This is a genomic window from Pseudoclavibacter sp. 8L, assembly GCF_902506465.1.
Lineage (GTDB): Bacteria > Actinomycetota > Actinomycetes > Actinomycetales > Microbacteriaceae > Pseudoclavibacter.
The window spans coordinates 809,557-833,358 of record NZ_LR733185.1 but is presented as its reverse complement, the minus strand read 5'-3'; the positions used below and the strand labels follow the sequence as shown (position 1 = coordinate 833,358).

The 23,802-nt window shown below is 61.9% G+C and carries 19 protein-coding genes; 17 read left to right on the top strand and 2 right to left on the bottom strand.

Annotated features, from left to right (window positions below; translation table 11 throughout):
• The first annotated feature begins 6 nt into the window (after positions 1-6).
• The 9 genes from GV007_RS03880 to GV007_RS03840 all read left to right on the top strand — a co-directional run bounded on the left by GV007_RS03880 (position 7) and on the right by GV007_RS03840 (position 11,390).
• Positions 7-975, top strand: coding sequence for a glycosyltransferase (locus GV007_RS03880; RefSeq protein WP_160071090.1), 969 nt, complete (start codon positions 7-9; stop codon positions 973-975).
• A gap of 22 nt (positions 976-997) precedes the next feature.
• The gene (locus GV007_RS03875; protein ID WP_160071089.1) at positions 998-2,041 is read left to right on the top strand and encodes a glycosyltransferase family 4 protein; all 1,044 of its coding nucleotides are present in this window, start codon (positions 998-1,000) and stop codon (positions 2,039-2,041) included.
• Entirely contained in the window at positions 2,038-3,039 is a 1,002-nt protein-coding gene (locus GV007_RS03870) for a glycosyltransferase family 2 protein (RefSeq protein ID WP_160071088.1), read from the top strand. The genes GV007_RS03875 and GV007_RS03870 overlap by 4 nt, the downstream gene beginning before the upstream one ends.
• On the top strand, positions 3,039-4,094 hold the full coding sequence (locus GV007_RS03865) for a polysaccharide pyruvyl transferase family protein (protein ID WP_160071087.1): 1,056 nt from the start codon (positions 3,039-3,041) through the stop codon (positions 4,092-4,094). Before GV007_RS03870 ends, GV007_RS03865 begins: the two co-directional genes overlap by 1 nt.
• Positions 4,095-4,138: 44 nt before the next feature.
• A complete protein-coding gene (locus GV007_RS03860) occupies positions 4,139-5,119 on the top strand; it encodes a glycosyltransferase (RefSeq protein WP_160071086.1) in 981 nt (326 codons plus the stop codon).
• Positions 5,119-6,585, top strand: a complete 1,467-nt coding sequence (locus GV007_RS03855; protein WP_268893481.1) for a lipopolysaccharide biosynthesis protein — start codon at positions 5,119-5,121, stop codon at positions 6,583-6,585. The genes GV007_RS03860 and GV007_RS03855 overlap by 1 nt, the downstream gene beginning before the upstream one ends.
• A complete protein-coding gene (locus GV007_RS03850) occupies positions 6,539-7,999 on the top strand; it encodes an O-antigen ligase family protein (protein WP_160071084.1) in 1,461 nt (486 codons plus the stop codon). Before GV007_RS03855 ends, GV007_RS03850 begins: the two co-directional genes overlap by 47 nt.
• Positions 8,000-8,011: 12 nt before the next feature.
• Entirely contained in the window at positions 8,012-10,000 is a 1,989-nt protein-coding gene (locus tag GV007_RS03845; RefSeq protein WP_160071083.1) for an acyltransferase family protein, read from the top strand.
• Between the two features lie 79 nt (positions 10,001-10,079).
• Positions 10,080-11,390 carry a UDP-glucose dehydrogenase family protein gene (locus tag GV007_RS03840; RefSeq protein ID WP_160071082.1) on the top strand — a complete coding sequence of 437 codons (1,311 nt, stop codon included), beginning with the start codon at positions 10,080-10,082 and terminating at the stop codon, positions 11,388-11,390.
• 116 nt (positions 11,391-11,506) lie between these two features.
• Here GV007_RS03840 and GV007_RS03835 read toward each other — a convergent pair whose 3' ends face one another.
• Positions 11,507-12,022 (bottom strand): ElyC/SanA/YdcF family protein, encoded by a 516-nt coding sequence (locus tag GV007_RS03835; protein WP_160071081.1) that lies wholly within the window; start codon positions 12,020-12,022, stop codon positions 11,507-11,509.
• 272 nt (positions 12,023-12,294) lie between these two features.
• On the opposite strand from GV007_RS03835, the gene GV007_RS03830 reads away from it, so the two are divergent.
• The 4 genes from GV007_RS03830 to GV007_RS19430 all read left to right on the top strand — a co-directional run bounded on the left by GV007_RS03830 (position 12,295) and on the right by GV007_RS19430 (position 18,045).
• Positions 12,295-13,212, top strand: a complete 918-nt coding sequence (locus GV007_RS03830; protein WP_160071080.1) for a UTP--glucose-1-phosphate uridylyltransferase — start codon at positions 12,295-12,297, stop codon at positions 13,210-13,212.
• A gap of 291 nt (positions 13,213-13,503) precedes the next feature.
• A complete protein-coding gene (locus GV007_RS03825) occupies positions 13,504-14,925 on the top strand; it encodes an acid phosphatase (RefSeq protein WP_236558311.1) in 1,422 nt (473 codons plus the stop codon).
• A 423-nt stretch (positions 14,926-15,348) separates the two neighbouring features.
• The gene (locus tag GV007_RS03820) at positions 15,349-17,379 is read left to right on the top strand and encodes a hypothetical protein (RefSeq protein WP_160071078.1); all 2,031 of its coding nucleotides are present in this window, start codon (positions 15,349-15,351) and stop codon (positions 17,377-17,379) included.
• A 174-nt stretch (positions 17,380-17,553) separates the two neighbouring features.
• Positions 17,554-18,045, top strand: a complete 492-nt coding sequence (locus GV007_RS19430; protein ID WP_442960371.1) for a DUF732 domain-containing protein — start codon at positions 17,554-17,556, stop codon at positions 18,043-18,045.
• 16 nt (positions 18,046-18,061) lie between these two features.
• On the opposite strand, the gene GV007_RS03815 is transcribed toward GV007_RS19430, so the two are convergent.
• Positions 18,062-20,179: a hypothetical protein gene (locus GV007_RS03815; RefSeq protein ID WP_160071077.1), complete on the bottom strand. Its 2,118-nt coding sequence runs from the start codon at positions 20,177-20,179 to the stop codon at positions 18,062-18,064.
• A gap of 580 nt (positions 20,180-20,759) precedes the next feature.
• Between GV007_RS03815 and GV007_RS03810 the strand changes: the two genes are divergently transcribed.
• The 4 genes from GV007_RS03810 to GV007_RS03795 are packed head-to-tail and all read left to right on the top strand — an operon-like array spanning position 20,760 to position 23,794.
• Positions 20,760-21,146 carry a VOC family protein gene (locus GV007_RS03810; protein ID WP_104240300.1) on the top strand — a complete coding sequence of 129 codons (387 nt, stop codon included), beginning with the start codon at positions 20,760-20,762 and terminating at the stop codon, positions 21,144-21,146.
• A gap of 8 nt (positions 21,147-21,154) precedes the next feature.
• Positions 21,155-21,682: a DUF3995 domain-containing protein gene (locus tag GV007_RS03805; protein WP_236558287.1), complete on the top strand. Its 528-nt coding sequence runs from the start codon at positions 21,155-21,157 to the stop codon at positions 21,680-21,682.
• Between the two features lie 10 nt (positions 21,683-21,692).
• On the top strand, positions 21,693-22,412 hold the full coding sequence (locus GV007_RS03800; RefSeq protein ID WP_160071076.1) for a response regulator transcription factor: 720 nt from the start codon (positions 21,693-21,695) through the stop codon (positions 22,410-22,412).
• On the top strand, positions 22,412-23,794 hold the full coding sequence (locus GV007_RS03795; protein WP_160071075.1) for a sensor histidine kinase: 1,383 nt from the start codon (positions 22,412-22,414) through the stop codon (positions 23,792-23,794). Before GV007_RS03800 ends, GV007_RS03795 begins: the two co-directional genes overlap by 1 nt.
• Positions 23,795-23,802 lie beyond the last annotated feature (8 nt).

The window sequence follows — 23,802 nt, the reverse complement described above, 5'->3', positions numbered from 1 at the left end:
CCCCGCATGATCAAACGAGCCCAGTTGCAAGACCGCCAGGTTCTCGAGAACACGTCGGAGCCGCGCCGCATACTTTTTGCGGCTTCTACGGGCGGGCACCTCGCCCAGCTGCGCAAGCTCTCAGAACGCATGAATGCCACCTCAGACTCCGTCTGGGTGACCTTTGATTCCCCCCAGAGTCGGTCATTGCTGAGTGGGAAGAACGTCGTGCATGTTCCCTATGTGTCGCCTCGAGACTTCAAAGGAACCGCTCTGGCCCATCGAATTGTCAGCCGTCGACTTGGGAATGACCAGTTTGATCTTGCCGTGAGCACAGGGGCGGCCCTCGCAGCTGCGGTCCTGCCACAGATGCGCTGGCGGGGGGTCCCCACGTACTACATCGAGAGTGTCTCGAGAATTCAGGGCCCCTCATTGACGGGACGTCTCATGGCGGCCGGTCGGTTCGCCGAGCTCAGGACTCAACACGCAGCTTGGAAAACTGATCGCTGGATTCAGTACCCGTCCGTTCTGTCTCAGTTCCGCTCGGGAGATCGCGTTGATCAGGCGGCGCCTCGTCGAGTCTTCGTGACGCTTGGAACAATTCGTCCGTATCGGTTCGATTCCCTGATCGACGGCCTTCTCAGGGAAGCTCGCCCCGACATCCATTGGGTCTGGCAACTCGGTGAGACGGGCCGGGATGACCTGCCCGGAGACGTTTACGACTACATGTCTGCTGACGACTTCGAGCGAGAATATCGAGCTGCAGACGTCGTTGTCACTCACGCGGGCGTCGGAACTATACTCTCGCTGCTTCAAGACGGAATCCACCCGGTGGTGGTCCCTCGCCGCAAAGAACGCGGCGAGCACGTCGACAACCATCAGGAACAGATCACGACCCTGGTGAAAGACCTCAACGTCGGAACCGCGGTGGAAGCTGACGGCGATTTGCTCGCTGCTCTTGACCGCGCCGCACGCCTCAGGGTGATCAATGCCTAGGCCAAAAGACGCACGCCCTCACGTGGTGCACGTCTTCAACACCCTGAACAGTGGTGGTCTGCAGCGTGTCGTCCTCATGCTGAGCGGATGGCTCACCGAACACGGGTATCAGGTCTCTCTTGTAAGCGCGGACGGCCCCCTGCGGGATCAGATTCCGCGCAACGTTCGCTGGTCGGAGAAGAACACGAAGCTGAGCATCCTCAGCGAGGTCATTCAGCTCCTCGGCATCGTCCGCACTGAGCGTCCAATCGCCTTGCACGCTCATCAGCGGCACGACGCTCTTGTTTGCCACATCGTTGGCAAGATCACTTCGACTCCCGTGGTTGAGCACGCACACAACACGTTGCCAAACGTTGGTGTCAAGCAGCTGTCCTTCAGATCGAGCCGGATCTTCGCGGTCAGCGGCGAGGTGAAGCGAATGGTCACAGACGTTTACAAACGACCGGCCGCTGCGGTAACGGTAGTGGGAGGCGTACCCTTCCACACCTCTGCGGAGCCGTCGGCCGAACTGTCAGCTTCTCCGAACCCCCCATTCAGAGTGCTCGGCATTGGCAGGCTTGAGGAGCAGAAGGACCCAGAGCGCTTCGTGCGCGTGGTGGCTGCAGCTCGGCAACTGGTAGACGTTGAGGCAGTGTGGCTGGGTACCGGCAGCCATCTGACACAAGCACGAGAACTCGCGTCTCGTCTCAACAGCCCAGTCACATTCCTTGGAGAATCGAACGACGTCGTCGGTGAGCTCGACCGATCGGATGCTCTTCTGATGACATCGAAGTGGGAGGGGCTCGGTCTCGTCGTGTTGGAGGCCTTCGCGCGGAAGAGGCCCGTAATTGGCCCCCGTACTGGGGGAATGGGCGAGCTACTCGGCGAGGGCCGTGGGATCGCAGTCGAGCCAGAAGAGACTGACGAGAGCTTCGGAGCTGAGCTCGCCTCACTGTTACAGGATCGCGCGCGGTCCCGAGCGCTGGCAGAGAAGGCCTTCGCGTACACGCAGGAGCATGCGACCGAGGACGCCGTTTTCGGCCCGGTTCTTGCTGAATACACGAGATACACAAGAGGATCAGTATGAGCCATCCGCGAGTCACGGTAATTGCACCGCTTTTCAACGCAGCCGAGTACGTGGACGTTTTCGTCTCGAAGCTGCAAGAGACGCTTGGGGCTGACGACGAAGCAGTAATTATCGACGATGCTTCAGCAGATGGGACCAGCGCCGCAATCGCGCCCCTCATCGAGGGAGATGGACGCATCACCCTGCTTCGCAATGAGAAGAATCTCGGAGTTGCCGAGTCGAGGAACAAGGCCGTCCGCGCTGCGAGCGGTGAGTTCATATGGTTCGTAGATCACGACGACAAGTGGGAGCCGTCCATCCTGGAGGTGCTCACCTCGAATAGCGACGGCGTAGACCTCGTGCAGTGCCGCGCGGACTACTGGATCGAACCAGATACGAACGTGCGAGTAGTGGATGGCGTCGACGATCTGCGCGAGATCTCAGCAGCCGCGTACGCGGAACTCATGCTCGAGGGACGTATTCACGGATACCTCTGGAGCAAGCTCATTCGTCGCACAGCGCTGGGTGAGGCTCCGTTCCCTCCGCTCAGCTCGCAGTCCGATTTCAGCGGGCTCGCCGCTTTGCTTCCGCGACTTCAAGGTGTCCGTCTGATCCCGAACGTGCTCTACCACTACATCCAGCGTGAGGGGTCGATCACGAGAGGTAAACGAGTCAACTTCAGCAACTTCGAGTACGGCCACAAGGCTTTGGTGGAATCCGCTTTGCGCCTCGGAGTCGGGAGCCGTGACTCCCTCGACTTGTTCAAGGCCCGATTCCTCATCCACGCGGCAGCATTCGTCCCGGTTCGCCAGCGTACGCCGCGGGAGGTCCGCCGCGCGGGGCTGAGCATCGCTCATGCGCACTCACGTTCGATCAATGTCTCGAGGATCTTGCGTATGAATCGACGCGTGGGGGCCGAGATGGCAGTGATTCGATATGCGCCGGTGTTCTACACGCCCGCGCTGAGGCTTGCCCTCGCCTACCACGACATGCGTATCGGCGCGAAGGCGAGATCTTAATGAGTAGGCGCATCTTCTTCTGGGTCGAAGGGCAAGAGCATAACCTTGGTGACTCGGTTCTCAGGCGTGGCATGTTCAATGCTGTGCGAACAGCGGAGCCGCTGCACGTGTATGTGGGTGCGTGTGGGCCGGAGTATCTCTCGAGTTTCACCTTTGGCCATGAGGACGTGCTGTACCGGTCTCTGACCGGCTGGTATCTGGCTGCGTTAAAATCTAGCCTTATACGTAAGACGCATCTCTTCATGAGTGCGGGAGAAGCGATCGCAGACCGTCGAAGTATTCCCATGCGCGTCGCCAACACGCTCGTCGCTCTTACATCGTCCTTGAGGCGGGGCGGCGTTTACCAAGCCGGGGTGGGACTTCGGAAGCCAAAGGGCCGATTCCTCCTGCCGTTGAAGATCAATGCACGGGCGGCGAGCTTTGTGAGCTGGCGTGATTCCTGGAGTCGAGACCAGGTAGGCGTCGGAAGCGTGACCCCCGACTGGGCAGTTCTCGAGGGAACGAACGACCGAGAACTGGCCCAGAGATCCCCAGGAGATCGCATCACAGTGTCGCTTCGTGGCGATAAGGAGTGGCCGACTCCAGCTTGGCGCTCCCAAATCGGTGTCGTCGCTGAAGCACTTGCCCTTCGGCCGACCTTCGTGAGCCAGGTTGAGGTCGACAATGAGTTGGCCCAGTCACTTGCCGACGAGTTTGGTGGCGACGTGGTGCTCTGGGATGGAAGCGATCACAGGATTCTTGAGAACGAGCTTCGCTCCTTGTATTCAGAATCGTGTTTTGTGATCAGCGATCGGCTGCACGTGTTGATTCTTGCTCTCACTGAGGGGGCAGTTCCAATCGCATCCGGGGCTCAGGAGCCAGAGAAGAGCATCCGTACGCTTCGGGCCCTCGGCATCGAAGGAATCAATATTGATCTGGTCTCCCCGAGTGAGAGTGCTGTCTCTTCGTTTGAAGCGCTCGCCGGTCGGCGGTCCGAGTTGCTTGAGGCGCTCAAGAACGCTCGAGTTGCAGCTCGACGCACGGGAGACGCACTGACTCAGCGGGTGATGAGTTGATGAGATCGCACGCAAGTCACGACGACATCCGAGTACTGCACTCCATGCCAGCACCTGACGGCAACGGAACCAAATTCGCCGACCATATGCAGGATGGTGCGGCCGTCGGAGTTCGTCCTGTCTTCTTTTCATGGAGGGAGGCTCTGTCGACAAGGTACGACGTGTTCCACCTTCATTGGCCCGAGTACCTCACTCGTGGCCGGACTCCTCTTCGGCGTCTGGCAAAACGCGCTCTGTTTCTCGCGTTGCTCGTCAAGCTTCGAGTGACCCGTACACCGCTGGTCTGGACCGTGCACAACGCCTACGCACACGAAAACGGAGGCAAGGGCGAAGCATGGCTTTTCGACCGAGTGCGAGGAGCGACCTCGGTTGCCGTGGTCATGAATTCAACGACGCCTCTTCCCAGCGGCACAGTGAGTGTCCTGATCCCGCACGGGCATTATCGAGATCGTTTTTCTGGGCTTGATCAACCCGCTTCTGTCAGCGGTCGCCTTCTCTATTTCGGCATAATTCGACCCTACAAGAATGTTCCCGCCTTGCTCGAGGTGTTCCAGAAGATTTCGGAACCGAACTTGACGATGGCGGTTGTCGGCAAGCCACTCACTGTTGCTTTGGAAAATGAAGTGCGCACCACTGCCGATGCAGACCCAAGGGTGCGCCTCGATCTACGCTTCGTCGAGGACCAGGACCTGGTCCGAGAGGTGTCAGAGGCCGAACTTGTCGTGCTTCCGTACACCGAGATGAACAATTCCGGTGCGCTTCTGGTCGCCTTATCCTTGGACAGGCCTGTCCTCGCGCCAGCTAGTGCTGTGAACAAGGAGCTGCAGGCTGAAGTAGGGGATCAGTGGCTCATGCTCTACGAGGGAGATCTCACGGCCGACATCGTCCGCGCGTCACTGGATGTCGCCCGGGCGGGCGCTCAGGGGGCTCCGGACCTTCAAGGACGCGACTGGGCGCGGGTCGGCGAGGCCTACAAGGCGGCCTATATTCAAGCCAAGGCGCTGGCGGGACGCCGCACTTCCTGATGACATCCACACAAGATCTGGGCGCATCCGCCGGCCGTGGTGCCGCTGTTACCTTCCTAGCGCAACTCTTCCGCGTGGGCCTGCAGTTCATCGGAATCGTGGTCTTGGCCAGAATCCTGACCCCGAACGACTACGGTCTCGTGGCAATGGTGACAGCGGTGATCGGTGTTGCTGAGGTCTTCCGGGATTTCGGTCTCTCCATGGCTGCAGTTCAGTCGAAGACACTCTCGAAGCAGCAGCGGAACAACCTCTTCTGGCTCAACACGCTCATCGGTGCGATCCTGACCGTTCTTGTCTTCTTCTCCGCGCCGATGGTTGCCTCGCTCTTCGGTCGAGCGGAACTCGAACCGCTGACACAGGCTCTCTCTGTGACGTTCCTGCTCAATGGCGTATCGACGCAGTATCGAGCATCCCTCAATCGCGACATGCAGTTCTTCAAGCTGAATGGGTCGGAGATTGCTGGTCAAGCCCTAGGGCTCCTGGTCGGAATCTTGGGCGGTCTGGCAGGCTGGGGTTATTGGGCTCTAGCAGCGCAGCAAGTCTCACAGGCTCTGGCCGCGCTCGTCGTACTTGTCGTGGCCGCCAAATGGCTACCCGGTCGTTACGATCGATCTGTCCGCACCGCGTCGTTCCTGAACTACGGGCTCAATCTCCTTGGCGTCAATTTGCTTTCTTATGCGAGCAAGAACCTCAGCACTGTGGTCATCGGCGCTTCCCTAGGGCCAGCTCAACTTGGTCAATACAATCGCGCGTACCAGTTGCTGACGCTCCCGCTGAACCAGATTAATGCACCGGCGACCCGCGTTGCCCTTCCGGTTCTCTCGCGTCTCCAGGACTCGCGTGAGGATTTTGACAGGTTCGTCGTACGGGGGCAATCCATGCTCCTGCACGTTGTTGTCTTCACTTTTGTTCTGGCTGTAGCCATGACGCCGCCGTTGGTGGAGCTGTTCCTTGGAGACCAGTGGGATGATGTGGTCCCCATCTTCCGGGCACTTGCCATCGCCGGCATCTTCCAGAGTGCCGGTTATGTGACCTACTGGATATTCCTGGCCAAAGGCCTGACGAGGGAGAATCTTTACTACTCCCTCGTTACTCGTGTCTTGCAGATAGTGCTTATCCTGGTTGCGGCACCGTTTGGTCTGATGCCTATCGTCTGGGCGTATGTCGTAGGGGTTGTCATCAGCTGGCCCTTGAGTCTTGTGTACTTGAAAATCCTTAAGGCGGCTCCCGTCGGGCTCTTGCTTCAGAATGTTCTCGCCATAATTGCGGCATACGCTGTGGTCGGGGGCATGACATACCTTGTGGTTGGGGCTGTGGCACTCGCTTCGTCAGTAGTGCAGGTACTTGTTGGGCTGGCTGTGGCACTTGCTACAGCGGTGCTGCTGTTTGCCCTGTGGCCTCGCTACCGAAAAGAGGTTCGTGACCTCCTTCGCGTCTTCACGAAAATCCGGAAGAAAAGGCCCTGAACTTATGACTAGCTCACTTCGTAAGCCGAAGGTCCTCCTGTCACGTGGCTCTTCGCATCCCGCTGTCGAACCGACTTCGCGTGGTGTCAAGCTGGTTGGCTGGCTGCTCGGGTTCTCGGCAGCACTAGTCGGTGTCCGCTTCCCAGAAGCTCTCGCGGCTCTGCCGTCGCCATCGACCATCCTGATTTTCCTTGCGCTCGGGGTCGCCGTACTCTGCTTGCAGCGAGAAGATATGCCTCGTCTGAGGGCAAATATCTTCGACCTTGTTTTTCTCGGCTACATCATTCTTCTTTCGTTCGTCGAAATCTACAATGCGCTTGATGTCCCTCACGATATCGCGACTGGTGCAATAACAACACAGTTGATTCTCTGGGTGTCGACCTGGCCAGCAAGACTTGTGATTAGGAACCAGCGTGACTTCCGGGCCTTGCTGCTTGGAATCGCGCTGCCAGCGGTGTTTGTCTCTGCTTTGGCCATCGCCCAAATGCTGAGAATCGAGGCGGTTTCAGATTGGATTGCAACGAATGTGAACGCAGGCGGCCTTGAGTCACGCCTGGAAGCCGGACGGACAGACATACGTGCCACCTCGACTATCGGCCACTGGACTGCACTTGGCGGGTATCTCGCAGTTGCAGGAACACTGCTTTGCACTGAGCTCATACTTAGGGCAAGTGATGCTGTAAAGCGTTCGGGTCTCTGGTTGACGATAGCTATTCTCATCGTCTTCGTAGCTGCTGTCGCCACTCTCACGTTCTCCACCATCGCAGTCCTGGCCGTTGCTCTGCTGGTCACATTCCTGAAACTCGGAGCGCGGATAACGTGGGTGGTTCTCGGTGGCGCGGCCGGCCTCGTTGGTTGGTCGGTCTTTGGTGCGGAGGTCGCGGGGCGGCTTGATGCTCAATCTGTGGTCAGCAAGCAGACCGCAGATGAGCTCCAGTGGTTGCCCTCCACGGTTGCCTACCGTGTGAGAATCTGGCAGAACGAGACAATTCCGGCACTTGAGCAGAGGCCTCTCACGGGTTGGGGGCAAGAGGTCTACAACTTCCCGAGCTGGACGCAGTTCCCTACGTCGCTCTCGTGGGTATCGCCGGAGTCACAGTGGCTTGGGTTGGCAATGCGTGGAGGCGTGATCGTCATGTTGGCCTACGTGATTGTGCTGATTCTGATATTCGTCGTGCTCCATCGCTCCCGAGCAGCTCTCGGGGGCGGCTACATTGTTGTCATCACGATGCTGCTCGCTTTGATTGCAACCGGTCTCATTAATTCCCCGTTCTCAACGAACGGGGTTCCACAAATCCTATGGCCAGCCTTGGGTGCCATTATGGCGGCTAGTCACTTGCGCGCACTTCCAGAGGTGACTTTTCCGCCCGTTCGGACGGCTTCGCTTCCAGTGGTTCACAAGGGAAGACGATAGATGAAAAGTCCAGTGAAATACGCACCGAAGTTCCGTCCTGACATTCAGGGTCTGCGTGCAATTGCTGTGACAGGCGTGGTTGTCTACCACGCGACATCAACTGTGGTGCCTGGTGGTTACACCGGTGTTGACATGTTCTTCGTCATATCTGGCTTTCTAATCACCTCGCACCTGGTGTCCGATTACCGGAAGAACGGCAGAATCAGGCTCTCCGCCTTCTACGCTAAGCGTGTTCGTCGCATTCTGCCAGCAGCTTTCGTAGTCATCGCGTGCAGTCTTGTTCTCGGGTACTTTGTGGTCTCTCCGCTGGAGTTCTCGAGAAATCTCCCAGCTGCAGTTGCTTCTGCGTTCTACATTCCGAATGTTCTTTTTGCCGCTAATGGCACTGACTACCTCGCAGACGCATCGCCTTCGCTCTTCCAGCATTATTGGTCTCTCGGTATCGAAGAACAGTTCTACATCGTCTGGCCGGTGCTGCTGGTTCTGCTCTGGAAGTTCAAGGGAACACGCGGTCGAGCCTTCAGCTTGATCATCGCTGCCCTGACTGCTCTCTCATTCGCACTTTGCATCGTGCTTACGTCCGCAGCCCAACCCCTCGCCTTCTTCCTGTTGCCGACCAGAGCCTGGGAACTCGCTGTCGGTGGTCTCGTCGCTCTGCTTTTACTTGGGGGGCACGCCATCTCATCGCGGACTGGCTCGGCAGTCGGAGTGTGGATCGGTCTCGGGGGCTTGGCTTGTTCCTTCTTCCTCTTCGGTCACGCCTCTGCCTTCCCTGGGTACCTCGCATTGCTGCCCGTCGCGAGCACTGCCTTCGTGATCTTCTTCGGAGCCACGACTTCCTCCTCCGCTCTGAGTTTCGTTCTCAGCAATCGAGTTTTCCAGTACATCGGGAAGATCTCATACTCTTTGTATCTCGTTCACTGGCCATTGATCTGGCTTGCTGACTATGCCTGGCCGAGCGAGACGCCGTCGGTTTGGAGGGCGCTGGCCCTCATTGGTTTGTCGGCCCTCGTTGCAATCGCGCTTCACCGTTTCGTGGAGGTTCCTTTCCTGGCGAAGACCAATTGGTTCCAGGGCAATACACGCAGGCCATTACTTGGAGCAGTCTCTGCTTCGCTCGTAGTATTGCTTTGCGCCGCGGGTCTGGGGTTCGTCAATGCTCAAAGGCCTCTTACCAGTGATCAGGTTGTAGCATCGGTCGAGCCATCCGCCCCTCCCATAGCTCCAAATTTTGTCCCGTCAAACATTGCGCCCGGATTGGATGCAGTTGCGGGAGATAACCCTGATCTGTATGCAGACGGATGCCATCGCGACTTTCTCTCAGTTGACGGAAGCCCGTGTATCTACGGTGAGCCGGGGCAGCCCGTGGTTGCGCTCTTCGGTGATTCGCATGCCGCGCAGTGGTTTCCGGCTCTGTACGCGGGTGCACGTGAGGCTGGCTACGCAGTATGGACCTTCACGAAGAGCTCGTGCCCATCGATCGACGCACCGATTATGCGAGATAATTCCCCGTACACCGCCTGTGAGGATTGGCGCGACTCCGTCCTGTCATACCTCCAGGAGAACCCGCCCGAGGCAGTACTGCTCAGCAACTTCGGTACGGTCGACTTCGAGTCCGAGGGCGACTCGTCGGTTCTGTGGGAAGCGGGATTAGAGAACACGATCGCTCAAGTCCCGGCTGGTACTCGATCCATCGTTCTCGCGGATGTGCCTCGGATGACGGCCAGCCCCGCACCGTGCTTGTCCAATCATCTGAACAATGCACTCGAGTGCGCACGCGACGCAACCAGCGCCCTCCAATCGCCGGCGAGAGACGCGGACAGGCGGGTCGGCCTCAGCGGTCAAGACGTGAGCTACGTCGACCTCACGCCCTACTTCTGCAGTGACGTCTGCCCGGCCATCATCGGTTCAAGCCTTGTATACAGAGATGCGCACCACATAACTGCCACGTTCAGTACGCGCATGGCCGGCACACTCTGGAACGAGCTCTCTCTTACCTAAGCTCTCTCTATTCGACTCGATCTCTGACGATCCGCCAGGACCAGTCAGGAAAACACCGAAGGAACACGGAAGGCACCAAATGAAACTGTCAGTTATTGGTTGCGGCTACCTGGGGGCAGTTCATGCTGCTGCCATGGCGTCCATCGGACATGACGTGGTGGGCGTGGACGTCGACCCGGCCAAAGTTGCCGCTCTGTCCGCCGGCAAAGCTCCATTCTTCGAACCAGGGCTGCAGGAGCTGCTGAGCGAGGGTATCTCGAGCGGACGTCTGCGCTTCTCGACGGATATGGCCGACGTGGCTGGGGCCAAAGTCCACTTCGTGGGCGTCGGTACCCCTCAGCAGAAGGGTGGCTATGCCGCCGACCTCACGTACGTAGATGCCGCGGTAAAGGCCCTCACGCCCTACCTCCAGTCAGGTGACATCGTCGCCGGCAAGTCCACGGTGCCAGTCGGTACCGCTGGGCGACTCGCTCCTAGCGTTGAGGCTGTAGGCGCGACGTTGGTTTGGAACCCCGAGTTCTTGCGCGAAGGATGGGCCGTTCAGGACACCATCGATCCCGACCGTCTCGTAGTCGGTGTGCCGACGGGCGAGCCTGGCGAGCGCGCCGCTGCGACCCTTCGCGAGGTCTACCACACGGCGACTGCAAAGGGTACGCCGTTCATTGTGACTGACTTTGCGACTGCTGAGCTCGTCAAGGTCTCGGCCAACGCCTTCCTGGCGACGAAGATCTCGTTCATCAACGCAATGGCTGAGATTGCCGAAGTCACTGGAGCCGACGTGACTCAGCTCGCGGACGCCATCGGCCATGATGCTCGTATCGGACGGCGCTTCCTCGGAGCGGGAATCGGGTTCGGCGGCGGTTGCCTGCCCAAGGACATACGTGCGTTCGCGGCGAGGGCAGAGGAACTCGGAAAGGGCGAAGCAGTCGGATTCCTCCGTGAAGTTGATGCCATCAACCTCCGTCGACGTGACCGCGCCGTTGAGTTGGTCGTTTCAGCTCTCGAGGGAGACCTCTTCGGTCGTCGCGTCACGGTCCTGGGTGCAGCGTTCAAGCCGCACAGCGATGACATTCGCGACTCACCAGCTCTAGACGTCGCTGTGCGCCTTCACGGTCTGGGCGCCAAGGTCCTTGTCAGTGATCCAGAAGCGATCGAGAACGCTCGACGTGCACACCCACAGCTCGAGTACGAGGTTGACCGCGATGAAGCGCTCAAGGGTGCTGAAGTCGTGGTAGTTGTGACCGAATGGGACGAGTATCGCAAGGACCTCGATCCTGCGCAGGCTCGCGATCTGGTAAGCAAGCCCATCGTCGTTGACGGGCGCAATTGCCTAGATCCAGCTGCCTGGCGCGGTGCGGGCTGGACGTACTACGGGATGGGACGCCCGTAAGACGTGAGGCGGTGCTAGGTGGGAGGTCGACGACGGAAACGTCGCTGGCCTCCCGCAGTCGCCAATCTAACGCGGTCCGCGCGGCTGGCGGTCAGCCGCTCAGCTGCGGATTATCTCTACGCGCATCCAGGTGTGAACGAGAAGGCTTTCAAGAACGCAGCGGTCTGATACGCGTACTCGTAGATTGCATCCGTGGGGGTGAGCTCGCTGCCATCCCCGAGCACTGTTGCCTCGCCGGCGAAGCATCTCTGAGCATAGAGTCGTGCCCGCTGCACATGCGGTTCATCTGTGATGATTATGGCCGAGCTCCAGGAATTCTTCGAGGCTTGCTCCGAAAGCATGCCGATTTCACCTTGAGTCGTGAATGGGTCTGACTGCTTACAGGTGACTCGGTACTGCTGTGGTTCGACACACAAGGCGGTCTCGTACATCGTTTTCCCTGCGCCATAGTGAGGTGCGGAGATGATCAGGCGAGTGCTGTATCCCTCGTCAAGCAGTTGCTCGGCAAGTGCCAAGCGTGGCTCGGTCGCCGGACCGAGAACGAGGATCACATCAGCCACACGAGGGGTGTCCCTTGCAGGAAGAAATATGGGCCCGACCGGGACCAGCAGCAGAAGCACGAACGCGACCACTACGAGATGCGAGACGCGACGTGTCTGCGGCTCGCCGTCGGTCGCGGCTTTCGGCTCTTGCATCGCTGCGCCCCCACAAGTAGTGAGGCGCCCGAGGAGAACCGTGTGGTCGCCTCAGCGTCGAGATAGTGGCGGGAGTTGAAACTAGGCCACCGACGTTCAGGCTACCCGACGCGGATGCGCTTTCGCAGAGGCATAGTTGCGACGAAAATCTTGGGGGAGTCCTGCCCTGGCACTGCGCGTTGACCGACTGTGCCCAATAGTCTGGTCATATGCGCACACCCATCACCAAGGCTGTCATCCCCGCGGCAGGCCTCGGAACTCGCTTCCTGCCTGCCACGAAGGCCATCCCGAAAGAGATGCTCCCCGTCGTCGACCGCCCCGCGATCCAGTACGTCGTGGAAGAAGCCGTTGAAGCCGGCCTCTCCGACGTCCTGATGATCACCGGGCGCCACAAGGCCTCCCTCGAGAACCACTTCGACCGCGTGGCTGAACTCGAGACGCTCCTCGCGGCTCGAGGTGAGCACGAAAAGCTCGCACGCGTTAACGCGGCGACCAACCTCGCCGATGTGCACTACCTCCGCCAGGGCGACCCGCTCGGCCTCGGCCACGCCGTGCTGCGCGCCAAGCAGCACATCGGCCACGAGCCGTTCGCCGTGCTCCTCGGCGACGACATCATGTCCTCCGGCGGGTCCCTGCTCAAGCGCATGATCGAGGTGCACGAGCAGACCGGTGCCAGTGTGGTCGCGCTCCAGGAGATCGATCTCGACCAGATCTCCGCGTACGGAGTCGCCGCCTACGACACGAGCATTCCGCGCGAACAGGGCGTCGTCGGCCCCGACACGATCCAGCTGACCGGGCTCGTCGAGAAGCCCGCCCGTGAAGACGCACCCTCGAACCTCGCCGTCATCGGCCGCTACCTGCTGCGTCCGGAGGTGTTCGATGTCCTCGAGCGAACAGCTCCCGGCCGCGGTGGGGAGATCCAGCTCACCGACGCCCTCGAGGTGCTCGCGGGCGACCCAGAGGCATTCGGCGGAGTCGTGGGCGTCGTCTACGGCGGCCGCCGCTACGACACCGGCAACAAGCTCGAGTACATCAAGGCGACAGTCGAGCTCGCGAGCCAGGACCCGAAGCTTGGACCAGACCTGATTCCCTGGCTCAAGAGCTTCGCTGGTGAACTCGCCGACTGACCGCTCGTCACAAAGGAAACCGCCCCAGCTCCTGAAGGAACTGGGGCGGTTTTCGGTCCATCAGGGCAGATGCGAACCAGTCGGCTCAAGTCTGTGGCAATCGCCGACCCCCTCATTATGCGCATGGTGTTGCCCCACGGCAATCGCCGGCTCGTTCACTAGCCGGTCACCTAGTGGACATCGGCTGATTTCCCCGGGCCTCTACGCTCGCCGGGTTCATCCCCCGACCGTTAGGCCGAACCCCGCATGCGCATCACGACGTCTCGACGACGCCTCGCTTCCACCATTGCTGTGACGACCGGGCTGGGGGTGCTCCTCTCCGGCTTCGGCGCGGGGGCAGCTTCCGCCGCCGAGCCGTTCACCGACGACCAGCTCGCCTACGACTACCCGTCGAACGCCGAGTACGACTACGTGCCGATCATGGACCAGTTCTCCTGGCTCGTCACCGACCGCGCCGACATCATCGCGCTCAACGATAGCCAGACCGTTGACATCAACACCTCGGCCACCCCCGAGCAGGTCGAGCGCGCGATCGTCGACCAGTACGACGACATGTCGGTCTCCATGGCCGACGGCCTCGGCGAGAACCTCGGTGCGATCTACACCGAGGCGCGCCTCGCGGGCGAGCTCCCGAAGATCGACGCGCTCCTCGCGAAGAGCGGCGGCCTCGTCGGCTACTACTCGTCGTCCAACCCCTCGAAGAACTACTTCGACTACGACCGCCCCTACATCCGCTTCCCCGAGCTGCTCCAGTACCGCGACAAGGAGGGCGGCGACGCCTGGGACTCCACGAGCGGCGCCTACCCCAGCGGCCACACCTCGCAGGCGTACTGGCAGGGCACGTCGCTCTCGATGATGCTGCCAGAGCTCGCCCCGCAGATCCTCGCACGCACCTCCGAAGCCGGGAACAACCGCATCGTCATGGCGGCGCACTACCCGCTCGACGTGATGAGCGGGCGCATGATGGGCCAGCACATCGTCGAGCGCCGCATGAGCGACCCGGCGTTCCGTGAGCTCTTCGCCGAGGCCGAGGCTGAACTGCGCGGCGTGCTCGAGGCCGGATGCGGCGCCTCCCTCGCCGACTGCATCGAAGCCGACACCCCGTACCTCTCCGACGGCGACGCACTCGCCCTGTACGAGCAGCGCATGTCCTACGCCTTCCCGCAGATCGCACCCGCCGGGGAAGCCGTGACGATCCCCGCGAACGCCGATTCGCTGCTCATCACGAGCCACCCCGACCTCACGCCCGAGCAGCGGCGTCAGGTGCTCGAGCTCACCGCGCTCGACTCCGGCTACCCGCTCGATGAGGGCGCAGAGGGCAGCTGGCAGCGCCTCAACCTGGCCGCCGCCATGGCGGCTCAGGTCGAGGTCAACGCCGACGGAACCATCAGCCTCGTCGACGCGGGAGCCGAGCAGCCCGAGCCCAGTACACCGGGCACCGCCGAGCCCACCGTGACCCCAGCCCCAACCGTGGCGCCCACCGCGATCACGGAGCCCACCGCGATCACGGAACCGACGGCAACGGCCGAGCCCACCGCATCTGCGACAACGGTCCCTGCGGCTGGCGGGAACAGCGCTGATGGCGGATCCGACGCGCTTGCAACGACCGGTGCTGAGAACATCGGTGTGGGTCTGATGGCCGCACTTGCGTTGATTGTGACCGGCGCGACGGCGCTCGTCCTGCGCAAGCGCTCCGCGAGGTCAGACAGCTAGAGCCGATCGGCACAGAAGGCCCGCAACTCGTCGCGTCACTCTCAGGAGATAATGGAGGCGAAGAGTTGCGGGCCCTCGCTGTCGGCGGTCGCTTGCCTCTGCCTTGGCTCCGATCTCGAGAAGTGCTTGAGCGTGGGCTGAGTCACGTGCCGAGACCCGGTCGCCGCAGTGAGTTTGGTAAGAGGAGCTTTATTGGACGACCCAGGACAGGCGACTCCAGTAGAGCGGCGTCTCTCGCGGCGAACATTTATGTACTCCGTCCTGGGTGCGGGAGGGTTGGCTGTCGGGTCGTATATAGCGTTCGCCCCGGAAGCTGGGGACGGACGGGCGCTTGCGAAGGTGCCTATGTTCGCGGCTCCCAGTCGCAGACTCTTCGACGATCGCGAGCAAGTACTGGCTCCGTACCTCATGACTGTCGCACCCATGGCCAATGATGTTGTTGACGATCCCGACGCCGAGGCCTTCGGCTTCATGGCTGGTGGATGGTGGCGGCCCGTTGACGCCCAAACCAAGACGAACTCCAGAATCATGGAGCAAGTTGCCACCCTCGCGTGGTTCTGCGCCAATCAGCGGGACTGGAATCCTCTCTACCAGAGCACCGCTCTCCTCGCGCGGCTAGAGGCAGCGGTCGGGTACTACACCTCTTTGCAACTCGAAGACGGAAGCTACCCCGAACAGGAGGGGAACTCGTCGTTGGCTGCGACAGCATTTGGCCTCACGGCTCAAGCCGATGCATATGAGGCCTTGGTTGCACTTGGGGTTTCAGGCCCAACTACTCTCCAGCTGCGGGGGAGCATCGAGCGGGCAGTTGCCTGGTTCATGAACAAAGATGCGGATCATTGGGCGCCACCTGTCATCTTGTTCAATCAAGTGGCAGCGGGTCTCGTCGGTGCGCAACGCGCCCTGCAGGTGCTCTCTCAAGCGCCAGTGGACCAAAGTGCGATTAGCGAGCGGATCGCGTTCCTCTGCGCGAACGGGCAGGCGAGTGCGGGCTTCTTCCACGAACCCTACGGGGTTGATTTCGGATACAACTTCACGGTCGCGATGCCGGACATTGCCTGGCTTCTCACTCAAACCAACCACCCAGACCTTGTGCCTCTGGTGACGCGATACATGGACTTCATGCAGTACGCAGTGCTCCCCGAGCCGGGTTCGGGGTCGCTCTGGCATATACCAGCTCTGCACGTGCGGAACGTCACGACGGTGGTTTCTCGGCCCCGGAACGATCTTTCAGACCGAGCGGCCCTGGCGAGAGTGTTGCTCTCGTCGGTCCCGTCCATCGCGCTCTTCCTCTCAACGAGTGAAGAGAAAGCTCAAGCTCGTTCGGACTTTCGATCCGCGTCGGATCCGATTCGGCCGTTGCCGAAGCGGGAAACTTCTCCTCGGACGTGGATGTATGGACGGCTGGCACCTGACGGGCCCTCCAAGAAAGAACGCGATGCGGTCGAAGCCGGGCTGCCAGTCCTTACGGCTGAGCGTTTCTCGAAACTTGAGAATGGGTCAGCCCACGAGCAGTACCTATTCGTCCGTAGGCCGAGCTATTTTGTCGCAAGCGTCTTTGGCTTCTGGATCAAAACCTACAAGTCAACTCGGCAGCTCGGTACACTCTGGAGTCCTACGCTCGGCACCATCTTGGTTGGCACCAACAATCCAACGGCGGCGGAGGGATGGGAGACGCTCGGGCCCGCTGGCGAATTCAGCACACGGCAGTCGAGTTCGACGAGCGAGTACTTCGACAGCCGAACTTCGACTGAGTCGCAGAAGATCGACGCGCTCAAGGTCCGGGAGAAGACGACGCTGTTCGCGCAGCGTGCTCAATCGGATGCTGGATCTTCCGAGTACACGGTTGGTTGGGGGTACTGGGATCAAGGGCTACGTTTCACGTTCCTGACGCAAAGGGAGGGTGAATGTACGCAACGGCTCCCCATCCTCCTCAAAGACGGAGACACGTTGACCATGTCCGACGGGTCAACCTTCTCGTCCGGCGACGACGGACGAGAAGTTCTCACGTCGAGTCTGGTCCTCAACAGGGACGGCGGGCGCGTGCTGTTCGATCTCGGCCTGAAGGATCTGCGGGTCTTCATCACTCCTACCGGGAACGAGATGTCGGGCGGCGAGATTCACCGTGTGGGAGTGCTCTTCGAGACCCAGATCGCTGTCAACACGGTCTTCTTGGAAGAGAATCCCTCTGAGCCGATGCAAGCGGAAGCCCATCGGCACAGCAACGGGGACGTGTCAATTCGAATCACCGTATATCCGCCGGGAGAGAAGTCCATCTCTCAGATACGGATCACCGGCACGGGGTTGGGAACCGAGATCGACCTGCCTGAGCCAGGTTTTCAGGTGCTCGAGCGGACGATCACGCCCAGGCGCGCCGGTGCCACAACAATCACCGTGAACGCGTACTCGCAGGACGGCTCAGGCATCGGCGAGATCACCGCCAAGATCCGCTAGGGCGCCATCGGCGCTCGTCAACCTGCCCGGCTCTCTGCGGCACCCTGTTGTTGCGTGGCGGTCTGCACTCAGGCGCAGCGTGACTCGGTTTCCGCATCCAGCTAGTTACGCGGATAGAGGTCAGGGAGTTCCTCCCGGAGGAGGTTTCAGGCCGCTTGCGCGCTCCCACGTGCGATGAGCTGGTGTACAGCGCCGCCTACCGAAGATAGTGTCGGCACCATGCGGGGGAAATGGATCGCCGGGATTGTCCTTGTGCTTTGCTTGACTGGTTGTTCTGCGGAGGTGGGGGACGAGAGTCCGGTGTCATCTGCGCCGGGGTCGTCGGCGACCTCGACAGGCCTGGCGGAATCGGCACCACCAGAGGAAACCGCCATCGAGGAGGATCAGGAGAGTGCACCGGTCCCAGAGGCACCGGGTGCACCAATCGAAGCGGTCCCGGGCGAGTCGGAGTTTCTTCAAGCTGTGGGTACTTCGTGGAACGGCGACGTGCCGGAGGCTCAGACGCTCCTCTCCCTTGGGAGCGAAGTGTGTACTCTGCTACGTGAGGGCACGCCTATTGCCGAAATTCAGGTTGTCGACGAAGGTCAGGATTTTCGGGACGCTAACAATGATGCGGTTCGGCTTGCAGCGTTGCATATGCTCTGCCCCGACCTCGTCCAATCCTGAGGTGGCGCTCAGGTCATTACGCTATCTCGCGCCAGGAGGCGCCATCCCAAACGACCTGTAACTGGTCGTTCTTACGCAGGGTGCGGGAATTTGTGCCGTAGAGCAGAACTCCAGGTGTCGCATCTCTGCTGATCGTCCACGAACCGGACACGAGGTCTTGAATGTAGAATGTGACGATCTGACCCCGAATGTACCCGTTGACGAATTTTGTTGCCGTATAGTTCTGCGACGTCGGGTTGACCTTGACGATCACGCTTGGATTAGGCGATTGACGAACTCGGGTCATCGGGTCCTGAATGAGCTCCGCATTGCCGAGATAGAAGTATGCCGAGTTCAAATCCTGAGACGGTTGGCCGGGGTCGCTGTTGCAGCGCCACTCGATAAGCGAGCTGTCGTGGCGGTCGCCGGGGAGGACGGTGAAGGTCTCATTGAACTCCACACCTCGCGCATTGATCATGTGCGAGCCTCCAATGAAGGGCCTTGATACGCGGCTCCGGACGGAGGCGGTGGACCTGACACGGACCCCATCGAGCACGGTCTCCTGTCGCCCAGGACTCCAAGAATTGTCCGTGGAGACGGCTAGGAACGGTTGTGGGACACCAGCCGTGTTGCGTGTGTAGTCAAGGAGAATGTTGCGGGCATCAATGAATGAATTCCTGTTCGTGATGCCGTTGTACTCAATTTTGGACTTGCCCACTGGTGGGATGAATTCGGCGTTCGCGAGTCGTACGGTGCCGTTCACGGAATACAGTAAGCGTCTGCAGTCTTCGGCGATCACATCGGCCGCCCGGACTGACATCTGACCGGAGCGCTGACGAGCGTCTGGGTGCTGATCGCCGTTCAAATTGACGAGGATCGCTGCGCTCGTTGCCCGCCGCACGAGCAGATCGCTGACCGTGTGGCCGTATGAGAGCCCGCTTGCCCCCTCCGAGAAGACTGTGACGCCGGATTCCATGTCGATGGAGAGGCAGCCGATCACCCTGTGGTTCTTGCCCCGCAGTCCAAACGCGGCGAATCCTTGGTCACCTTGAGGAATCCCGCCGACCGCAGCGCAGCTGATGAACTGCACCGATTCCGAAGAATGGTGAGTGTCCCATGCGTTGTTGAACGTCATGGTTGCCACAGCGCCGACTACTTGTGTGCCGTAGGTTCTCCCGTAACCACCGGCTGCGCTGTTGGCGGCGATGCGCGGCGAGTCGTCGGTATAAGCGTGACGCACTCGTCGGAAGAGGCCGCCGTTGATGCGCCCGAATGCGGAACCGTTGTCGAGCACGCCATAACCGAGCTGTCCGTTGGGTAGGTTTTCGGTGACTCCGTCGACGAGACAATTCGTGACTGAATACCCGAAGCATGAGCTGAGTTGCAGTGCGATTGAGGAGGCCCGGCGAATACGGACGTTCCGGATGATGGGTTCGCGGAGGCGCATGAGATGGATCGTCACGCCCAGGGAGTTCGAAACTCCCGCATCCGTCGTGTCGAAGGTCATTCCTTCGAGCGCGACGGTTTGTTCCGAGACAGTGACGAGGCGAACATTCGTGCTGTACGACTCGCGGAGCGGTGCGGCAAGAGTGGTGGTCTTTCCGTCCACCGCATGGACGACAGCAAACTCGCCCAGGCGCGACTGGTTGCCGCCGGATCCAGCCCGGGATTCGGGAATGGCGTCGTCGGACACGATTTTCAGGACGTCGCCCGCCCGCCAGCCGGGGTTATTCGTGGTGGTGAACCGTGAGACGGGAGCGCTTGCCCCGCTGCCGAAAGTGACATCCTCTACCCTGAGGTTGCTGAGCCCCACCGGTGCACCATATTCTCCCGACGCCGTAAGAAGAGGGACGTTGCCACTGTGGACAAGTGTTGCGCCGTACCCGATGATCTTCAGCGATCTGCCACTTGGGATACTCAGATTACCGTCTACACGATAGGTGCCACCGGGAATCTGGAGTTGTCCGCCGTCAGGGGTGGCAAGAAGTGCGTCCTGTAGGCCCTTCGTCGAGTCGGATGCCCCCGTTGGGTCGATTCCAGGAAAGCTCGCGGGATCAGCGACGACGCCGGCGGCATCGGCTGTTGCCTTAGCCTGTGCGCCAACGTCTACGGCGGTGAGTTTGACCTCTCCGGTCTGGCCGTTGACGCTGTCCACGAGAGGGAGGTCCTCTGCGTAAGCCCGCTGAGGCGACCCGAGGACCCCGGTCATTGCTGCGGCCGAGGCGGCTACGCCGCCTGCGAGGAACAACTCGCGGCGACTCCGCCGGTGCGATGACTGATCTGGGTTGGTCATGGAATGGCCCCCTGGCATTGGCGTAAACGCCGCTTCGACGTAGCAATGTGCCTCCGTCGGCCTTGGTATCTGACCAGGCCGACGTGCACTCATTCTGCACCACTGAAGTGCGTGCTGTACGTCGGGGCTATTAGAAGCGCCGGGTCTTGGAAGCGAATAGGGGCTCATCGTGGCAATTCGAGGCTTCTGCCGGGCAACGGTGCGTTGGTATTCGCGCATGAGTCAAGCTGCGGTGCTCCGGCGGTTCCGGGCGACTTCAGGGCCCCAAAAGTTGCTGCGCAACGAGTCGTGACGCATTTCGGTGAAGATGCCGGAGGCGGCGACCTGCGGGCTTCGTCTGCCGCTGATCGACCTCGAGGCGGGCCCCGTCCGCCCCACCGAACTTCCTGCGCATCCGCGCCAACCACTGGCATCGTCGCCCACCTCGCGGTGGACTTGACCCATGGCAAAGACAACTCGCGTGCTCAGCGTCTCGGTTCCCGTCTCCGACGTGGATGCGGCGCTCGCCTTCTACACGGACGTGCTCGGCTGCGAGCTCGTCATGGACGTCGAAGCGTGGCCAGGCGCCCGCTACGTCGAGGTGCTCCCGCCTGGCTCGAGCGTCGGCATCGTCCTGCTCCCGCACGACAGCGAGATTCCCATCGCCGTGCGCCTCGGCACCACGGACGCGCAGGAGGCGCACGACCGGATCAAGGCCAGCGGCGTCGAGCTCCACAACGCCGAAGTGCTGCGCTGGGAGAGCGTTGCGCCCATGTTCTCGTTCGAAGACCCGGACGGCAACGGGCTCGTCTACCTGGAGGACCAGCCCGGCCAGACACCGGGGGAGTAGGGGCGCGGATGCGCGAAGACACCCGCACTCGCCACTCGCGCAGCGCCGCGCGCATGCTCGTGCTGGCTGCGGCCGCGATCGGCGTCGTGCACGCCGCCTTCAGCGCCTACTGGGCGCTCGGCGGAACCTGGTTGCTGTCGACCATCGGGGCGATCGCCGTCGAGTTCTCGCGGCGGGAACCCCTGGAGTCTGGCCTCCTGCTCGGAGGCGTCGCGCTGGTCAAGCTGCTCGCCGCGCTCATCCCGGTCGTGCTCGACGCGCAGCGGATGCCCTGGCCGAGAGTCTGGCGCGCCATCTGCTGGGTAGGCGGCCCCGGCATCGTGCTCTACGGGCTCGTCAACATCGTCGCCAGCGGCGCCGTGCTGCTCGGCATTCTCATCCCCGAAGGCGGCTACGACCGGGATGCCATGATCGGGCACGCCCTCCTCTGGGACCCGCTCTTCCTCATCTGGGGGCTCGCCCTCACGGGCTGGCTCTGGCTCACGAGGCCAGTGGCCCGGACCGCGCCACCGCCCGCCGAGGGACGCGTCAAATAAACTCGACCCCATGCGCGTGCTGCTCTGCGAAGACGACGACCAGTTGGCAAGGGGGCTGAGCCGCGCCCTCAAGCACGCCGGACACCGGGTCACGCGGGCCGCCGACGTCGCCGAAGCCCTCGCCTGCATCCGCGACGAAGTGCCCGAGCTGGCACTCGTCGACATGTCCCTCCCCGATGGGCTCGGCACGCAGATCATCGCGAAGCTCCGCCAGCATCCGGCCGTCGGCATCATCGTCGTCAGCGCGCACGGCCGTGAGCAGGACCGCATCGCGGGGCTCCGCGCCGGCGCCGACGACTACGTCACCAAGCCCTTCAGCGTCGCCGAGCTGCTCGTCCGCATCGAGGGCCTCGCCCGGCGCACCCGCGAGATGCGCCGCTACACGAGCACCGCCGGCTCTCCCGTCATCGAGGTCGGGATGCTGCGCCTCGACACCGAGACGCGCACCGCGACGATCACCGCAGACGTCGGTGCCACCCCAACCGCCCAGACGCTCACGCAGAAGGAGTTCGAGATCCTCCGTCTCCTCGCGGCGCGGGCAGGGCAGCCCGTGACGCGCGAGGACCTCCTCGACCGCGTCTGGGAGAGCAGCGTCGAGACCGGAACGCGCTCGCTCGACACCCACATGGCCACCCTGCGCAGCAAGCTCGGCGACACCGTCACCATCACCACCCTCCGCGGCGTCGGCTACAGCCTGACGGTGCCCGCCAACCCGAACGGGCCCACCTGATGCACCGGCGACTCGTGCTGTGCGCCATCCCGCTGCTCGTGCTGCTGCTCATCATGATCGCCGTGCCCACCGCCGTCACGATCGCCGACCGCCACTCGGCGGAACTCACCAACGACCGCCTCAACGATGCCGCCCGCTTCTCGACCGCCGCCTACACGGCCATCGGCACCGACCCCGTCCGCCTTCAGGCCGAGCTCGACGACTACGCCGAGCTCTTCGACACCCCCACCTGGCTCCTCAACCGCGACGGGCAGATCATCCACTCGGCGGGTTTGCCCTACGCGGTCGACGACGCAGACCTCGCGCTCGTCGACGCCGCCCTCTCCGGCCAATCGCCCGACATCACCACCACCGTCTGGCCGTGGGGGCCCGAGCGGCTCACGATCGTCGCCCCCGTCGGCCGCGACTCGCAGGTCGTCGGCGCCCTCGTCTTCGACGTGCCCACCGACACGGCTCGCACCACGATCCTCACCGAATGGCTCATCCTCGCCGCAGGGCTGCTCGTGCCCGGCGCCGTCGCCTTCTGGCTGCTCTGGCCCATGTCTCGGTGGATCCTCCGCCCCGTGCAAGAACTCGAACGCTCCGTCGACGCCGTCGCGCGCGGCGACCTCGACGCGAAGGCCGGCACCGACGCGGGCCCGAGCGAACTGCGGCTCCTCGCCTCCACCTTCAACTCCATGGTCGGCACCGTGTCCGCGACCGTCACGAGGCAGCAGGAGTTCGTGTCGGATGCGTCGCACCAGCTGCGCACGCCCCTCGCCTCGACGCGCATCTCGGTCGAGAACCTCGAGCCGTACCTCCGCGACGACGCCGAAGCCCGAGAGGTGCACGCCGAAGCCATCGAGACCATCGACCGCATGACCGGCACCGTCGCGGGCCTGCTCGACGCCACCCAGTTCCAGAGCCGGCCACCACGCATCTCGGCGATCGGCGACGCCCTCGCCGGGGCGGCGTTCCGGTGGGCAGAAGCGGGCGCGCGCGCTGGCATCACCGTGCAGACCGTGCATCTTCAGGGGGAATCGCTGGAAGTGCAGGAGCCGGCCGGCGGCCTCGACGCCGTCGTGAGCGAGCTCCTCACCAACGCCATCAAGCTCTCCGGCGGCACCGAGGTGCGCGTCGCTGGCCGGCCGGACATCGGGTCGCGCCGCTACGTGGTCACGGTCGACGACAACGGCATCGGGCTCCCACCCGATGACCGTGAGCACGCGACGCAGCGCTTCTGGCGCTCGCCCCGCACCAGCAACCTGCCGGGCACCGGCCTCGGCCTGAGCATCGTCGCGCAAGCGCTCCGCGACATCGGGGGCGAGCTGATGCTCGCGGATGCGCCCGGCGGCGGCCTCCGCGTCGAAGCTGCGGTGCCCCTGGCGGAATCCCAGTCCTAGCTGAGCGG